Annotated in this window: 1 pseudogene; it reads right to left on the bottom strand. The window is 48.1% G+C overall.

The features are described from left to right. Window positions 1–514: pseudogene (locus tag AC2UZJ_RS12540) on the bottom strand (IS3 family transposase); the annotation flags it as partial.

The raw sequence follows: 514 nt of genomic DNA, 5'->3' as shown, positions 1-514 counted from the left end.
TGATGGCCTGAAATAGAAATGGAAACGAGCTGGCCCACCATTTCACGACTAAAATCATCCACGATATTTAAGACTCGAAAGCGGCGTCCTGTGGCCAACTGATCTGAAACAAAATCCATCGACCACCGTTGATTTACGGCAGTTGGTCTGTCCATAACAAGGCGAGGCCGCACCAGTTTTTTCCGTTGCTTAGTGCGTACTTGCAAGCCCTGCTCCGTATACAGTCGATACGTTCGCTTTTTATTTACGACCCGTCCTTCGCGCTTAAGCAGGCCATGGAGCAATAAATAGCCATAGCGAGGATAGGCCATTGCCAAATCTTTTAATCGAGTCACTAGCGACTCCTCATCACGTTTTTTAGGTTGATATCGGTATGTCGTTCGAGCTAGCCCAACCAATTTGCATGCGGCACGCTCACTCAGCGTAAATCGCGTCATCACGTACTCCACAACGGCCTTTTTACTGGCGGGCTTTACCACTTTTTTGACACGACATCCTTCAACGCCTCATTTTC

The sequence above is a fragment of the Paenalcaligenes sp. DL 309 genome, from assembly GCF_057475285.1.
This window is presented reverse-complemented; position numbering and strand designations above follow the sequence as displayed.